Here is a 4,602-nt window from a genome sequence, read left to right on the forward strand (position 1 = left end):
GCGACGCCCAGTTGTTCCGCGACGATCTTCTTGACGCGCTGTTCGATGTTGTCCATTACCCCTCCGAGGGAAAAAGTTCAAAAATCCAAGTGCGCGCATTTTATCAGGTTTGCCTGCTCAAAAAAGCGCGCTCAAGGCATGGCTCCGCGCCCGCTTCGGAAGCACTCCGCTTCCACCGCCGGCGCGGATGTTAACCGATATTCGTTACGACATGAACATCCCACCGTTCACGTGCAGTGTCGTGCCGGTGATGTAGCTCGCTTGCGGCGAAGCCAGGAACGCGACGGCATGGCCGATATCTTCGGGGCTGCCGAGCCGGCCGAGCGGAATTTGCGCCTTCAGCGCTGACTGCTGCTCTTCCGGGAGCACCTTCGTCATGTCGGTATCGATAAAGCCCGGCGCGACGCAATTCACGGTGATATTACGGCTGCCGATTTCGCGTGCGAGCGCACGGGTCATGCCCGCCACGCCAGCCTTCGCCGCCGCGTAGTTCATCTGCCCCGGATTGCCGGCGGAACCCACAACGGACGTGATATTGATGATGCGGCCACCGCGCGCCTTCATCATCGGGCGCAAGACGGCGCGCGACAACCGGAAGACGGCCTTCAGATTCGTATCGATGACGGCATCCCACTCGTCGTCCTTCATACGCATCGCCAGTTGATCGCGCGTGATGCCCGCATTGTTGACGAGCACGTTCAGCGTGCCGAATTCCTTCACCAGCGAATCGATCAGCGCATCGACGGCCTGGACGTCGTTGACCTCGAGCACGACACCGCGTCCGGTCAGGCCCTCGGCGGCGAGCGCTTCGCTAATGCCGGCGGCGCCGGCTTCGCTCGTGGCCGTACCGATGACGGTCGCGCCCTGCCGCGCCAGCACGAGCGCGATGGCCCGGCCGATGCCGCGCGAAGCGCCCGTCACGAGCGCCACTTGTTTATCGAGAGCTTTTTCCATGTGATTCGGATGATCCATTGACAGACGATGTGCTCGCGGCAAACAAGCCCGAGCACCTGCGCGTGAGCCGTTAAGCTTTACGCACCCAGAAGCTTCAAGGTTTCGTCGAGCGATGCGGGATCGGCAATCGATACGCCTGCGAGATTGCCGTCGATCCGCTTGGTCAAACCCGTCAGCACTTTGCCCGGCCCGCATTCGACGACGTGCGTCACGCCGTCCTTCGCCATCGCCTGCACGCACTCGACCCAGCGCACGGCGCCCGCGGCTTGACGCACGAGCGCGTCCTTGATCGCTGCCGGCTCGGAAACCGTGGCGACATCGACGTTGTTGACGACGGGCACCTGCGGCACCTTCACTTCGACGCTCGCGAGATACTCGCGAAGCTGATCGGAAGCCGGTTTGAGCAGCGACGAGTGGAACGGCGCCGATACGGGCAACGGCAGCGCGCGCTTGGCGCCCTTCGCCTTGGCGAACTCGCACGCCTTCTCGACGGCCGCCGCGTGGCCCGCGATCACGACTTGCGCCGGCGCGTTGAAGTTGACCGCCTCGACGATGCCGCCGCTTTCGCGCGATGCTTCGCTGCAGACGGCTCGGACCGTGTCGTCATCGAGGCCGAGGATGGCCGCCATGCCGCCGACGCCTACGGGCACCGCGGTTTGCATGGCCTGCGCGCGGAAGCGCACGAGCGGCACGGCATCGCGAAAAGCCAACGCGCCCGCGGCGACGAGCGCCGTGTATTCGCCGAGACTGTGTCCGGCGAGCAGCGCGGGCACGGCACCGCCGGCCTCACGGAACGCGCGGTACATCGCATAGGCCGCCGTCAACATGACGGGTTGCGTGTTCGTCGTAAGATTCAGATCCTCGGCGGGCCCCTCTGCAATCAGCTTGCCGAGGTCCTGGCCGAGCGCGTCGGACGCTTCCTGGAGCGTTTCGCGCACGATCGGGTGATCGGCGAACGCATTGAGCATGCCGACCGACTGCGATCCTTGCCCAGGAAAAACGAACGCAAATTTCATATCGTCCTCAAATGTAAAGCGGTGTCTGCGCTGCGCGCATGCCGACCGGCCGGCGCTCGTCCGGCCGTACTGCTCTTGCGGCTATCGATCAATAACGGATGACGGACGCGCCCCAGGTGAAACCGCCGCCGACGCCTTCGATCAGCACGTTCTGACCGCGCTTGATGCGACCGTCGCGCACAGCGATATCGAACGCGAGCGGGATCGACGCGGCCGACGTATTGCCGTGCTCGCCCACCGTCACGACCATGCGCTCCTGCGGCACGCGCAGCTTGCGGCACGTGTGAGTCATGATACGGATATTGGCTTGGTGCGGAATTAGCCAATCGACCTGCTCGGGCGACATATCCGCCTTTTGAAGGGCCTCGACGGCCACTTTCTCGAGCACGTTGACGGCCAGCTTGAACACCGCCTGGCCATCCATATGCAGAAATGCGCTGCCCGCTACGACGCCGCCGTTGACATGGCCCGGCGTGCACAGGATGTCGGCATAGCTGCCGTCGGCGTGAAGCGCGCTCGCAAGCACGCCCGGCTCGTCCGATGCTTGCAGGATCACCGCGCCCGCGCCATCGCCGAACAACACACAGGTGGTGCGATCGTTGAAATCGAGAATGCGCGAGAAGGTTTCCGCGCCAACGATGAGCGCCGTCCGGTGCTGCCCGCTGCGAATCAATGCGTCGACGGTGGCCACCGCATAGGCGAAGCCCGAACAGACGGCCTGAATATCGAACGCCGCACCGCCGTTCTTGATCTGCAGCTTGTTTTGCAGCAGGCAAGCCGTGCTCGGAAACACGAAATCGGGCGTGGAGGTGGCGACGACGATGAGGTCAATCGTCTGCGGATCGATGTTCGCCGATTCGATCGCGCGCTGCGCGGCGGCGAGCGCCAGATCGCTTGTCGTGACGTGCGGCTCGGCGAAATGACGCGAGTGGATACCCGTGCGAGCGACGATCCATTCGTCGCTCGTCTCGATGCCTTGCTTGGCGAGGCGATCCGCGAGCGCTTGATTCGTGACACGGCCGGGCGGCAAATAGCTGCCGGTGCCAAGCACGCGGGAGTAGATAGTCGGTTGGGCCATTTATGCTTTCGAAGATACCGCGGCGTAGGGCTCGGCCGGACGGCCGGCGAGATTCGCGTGACCGGCGCCGCCCATATCCCGCGCTGCTTGCGCGAGCGGATCCGCATTCTCTTCCATCGCTCGCGCCAGGCGTTCCAGGACGCCATTTTTAACGGCATCATACCCGCGTTTGATGGCCCACTCAAACCCATAGGCATCGGCCGAGCCGTGGCTTTTGATCACGAGCCTACGCAGGCCGAGCAGCGCCGCGCCGTTGTACTGCCGGTAATCGAAGCGCTTCTTGAAGCGCATCAGCACAGGCATCGCGAGAATGGCCATCAACTTGGTGAACACCGAACGTCCGAATTCCTCGCGGATGGTCTCGGAGAGAATCTGCGCCAATCCTTCCGACGTCTTCAGCGCGACATTGCCGACGAAACCGTCGCAGACGATGATGTCCACCGTTCCCTTGAAGATGTCGTTGCCTTCGACGTTACCGCGGAAGTTGAGCGTGCTCGCGCGCAGCAGTTCGCCGGCGCGCTTGATCGTCTCGTTGCCCTTGATGACTTCCTCGCCGATATTGAGCAGCCCGATCGTCGGACGCTCTTTACCCTCGAGCGCCGAGACGAGCGCGTGCCCCATCTCCGCTAATTGCAGCAGATGCTGCGGTTCGCAATCGACGTTCGCGCCGAGATCGAGCATCATCGTGTAGCCGTGCGAGTTCGGCAGCGCCGAGGCGATGGCGGGGCGTTCGATGCCGGTGAGTGTCTTCAGCACGTAGCGGGACACGGCCATCAATGCGCCCGTGTTGCCTGCCGAAATGCATGCCTGCCCCACCCCGTCCTTGACGAGGTTGAGCGCGACGCGCATCGACGAATCCTTCTTTTTGCGCAACGCGACTTCGACAGGATCGTCCATCGCGACCACTTCGGACGCGGGCACGACCGTCAGCGCCGGCTCATCGAGCGCTTTGCATTTCTTCAGTTGAGCACGAATGGGGGCTTCGAGGCCGACGAGCATCAGTTGCGCATCGGCATGCGAACGAACGAAGCTGACGGCAGCGGGAACGGTCACGGACGGGCCGTGGTCGCCTCCCATGCAATCTATCGTGAGCTTTATGGTCATGGACTGCGACGAATTTCAGGCGCTATGCAAGGGACCGCGGCAAGCGCTCCGCATCGGACCGGAGCGCGCGACGCAGCACGAACTCCGGCCGACAGCGGAAACACCCACTGCGGCCGAGCGCGAAGCATGAGACCAGAGTAAGGGCTCTGCTTGCGGATGAAGCGCGTGCTGGCGCACCTTCGCCATCCGATCGCTGAAGCGCTAACGCTGATCGACGCAAAAAAGCGGCAGTTGAATGCCGCCTTTCGCTCGAACCGGGAAATGTCAAGCAAGCCGCTCGCCGCGCACAGGATCGCCCGATCGGACGAGCACCGCGCGCCGATGCGATTAGTCGTTCTTCGTCTTGACGACTTTCTTGCCGCGGTAGTAGCCGTTCGGGCTGATGTGGTGACGCATATGCACTTCACCCGTGCTCGGCTCGACTGCGAGCGGGGTCGTCGTCAGGAAATC

The 4,602-nt window shown here is 63.3% G+C and carries 6 protein-coding genes; 1 reads left to right on the forward strand and 5 read right to left on the reverse strand.

The window, feature by feature from the left end:
* On the forward strand, window positions 1-194 hold a 194-nt coding region (locus ACTHL0_RS19395; protein ID WP_440568488.1), incomplete at its 5' end, for a hypothetical protein.
* A 10-nt stretch (window positions 195-204) separates the two neighbouring features.
* On the opposite strand, the gene fabG is transcribed toward ACTHL0_RS19395, so the two are convergent.
* From fabG to rpmF, 5 genes are all read right to left on the reverse strand, one after another.
* Window positions 205-954: a 3-oxoacyl-ACP reductase FabG gene (gene fabG, locus ACTHL0_RS19400; RefSeq protein ID WP_440568489.1), complete on the reverse strand. Its 750-nt coding sequence runs from the start codon at window positions 952-954 to the stop codon at window positions 205-207.
* A gap of 77 nt (window positions 955-1,031) precedes the next feature.
* The gene (gene fabD, locus ACTHL0_RS19405) at window positions 1,032-1,970 is read right to left on the reverse strand and encodes an ACP S-malonyltransferase (RefSeq protein ID WP_440568491.1); all 939 of its coding nucleotides are present in this window, start codon (window positions 1,968-1,970) and stop codon (window positions 1,032-1,034) included.
* Window positions 1,971-2,058: 88 nt separating this feature from the next.
* The gene (locus ACTHL0_RS19410; RefSeq protein WP_440568492.1) at window positions 2,059-3,048 is read right to left on the reverse strand and encodes a beta-ketoacyl-ACP synthase III; all 990 of its coding nucleotides are present in this window, start codon (window positions 3,046-3,048) and stop codon (window positions 2,059-2,061) included.
* A complete protein-coding gene (gene plsX, locus ACTHL0_RS19415; RefSeq protein WP_440568493.1) occupies window positions 3,049-4,152 on the reverse strand; it encodes a phosphate acyltransferase PlsX in 1,104 nt (367 codons plus the stop codon).
* A 327-nt stretch (window positions 4,153-4,479) separates the two neighbouring features.
* Window positions 4,480-4,602: 50S ribosomal protein L32 (rpmF, locus tag ACTHL0_RS19420; protein WP_440568494.1), on the reverse strand; the 123-nt coding region annotated here is incomplete at its 5' end.

Source organism: Trinickia sp. (assembly GCF_051961175.1).
Classification (GTDB): domain Bacteria; phylum Pseudomonadota; class Gammaproteobacteria; order Burkholderiales; family Burkholderiaceae; genus Trinickia.

Coding starts and splice junctions, on each gene's coding strand:
- fabG (WP_440568489.1), bottom strand. CDS start 954: ATGGAAAAAGCTCTCGATAAACAAGTGGCGCTCGTGACGGGCGCTTCG.
- ACTHL0_RS19410 (WP_440568492.1), bottom strand. CDS start 3,048: ATGGCCCAACCGACTATCTACTCCCGCGTGCTTGGCACCGGCAGCTAT.
- fabD (WP_440568491.1), bottom strand. CDS start 1,970: ATGAAATTTGCGTTCGTTTTTCCTGGGCAAGGATCGCAGTCGGTCGGC.
- plsX (WP_440568493.1), bottom strand. CDS start 4,152: ATGACCATAAAGCTCACGATAGATTGCATGGGAGGCGACCACGGCCCG.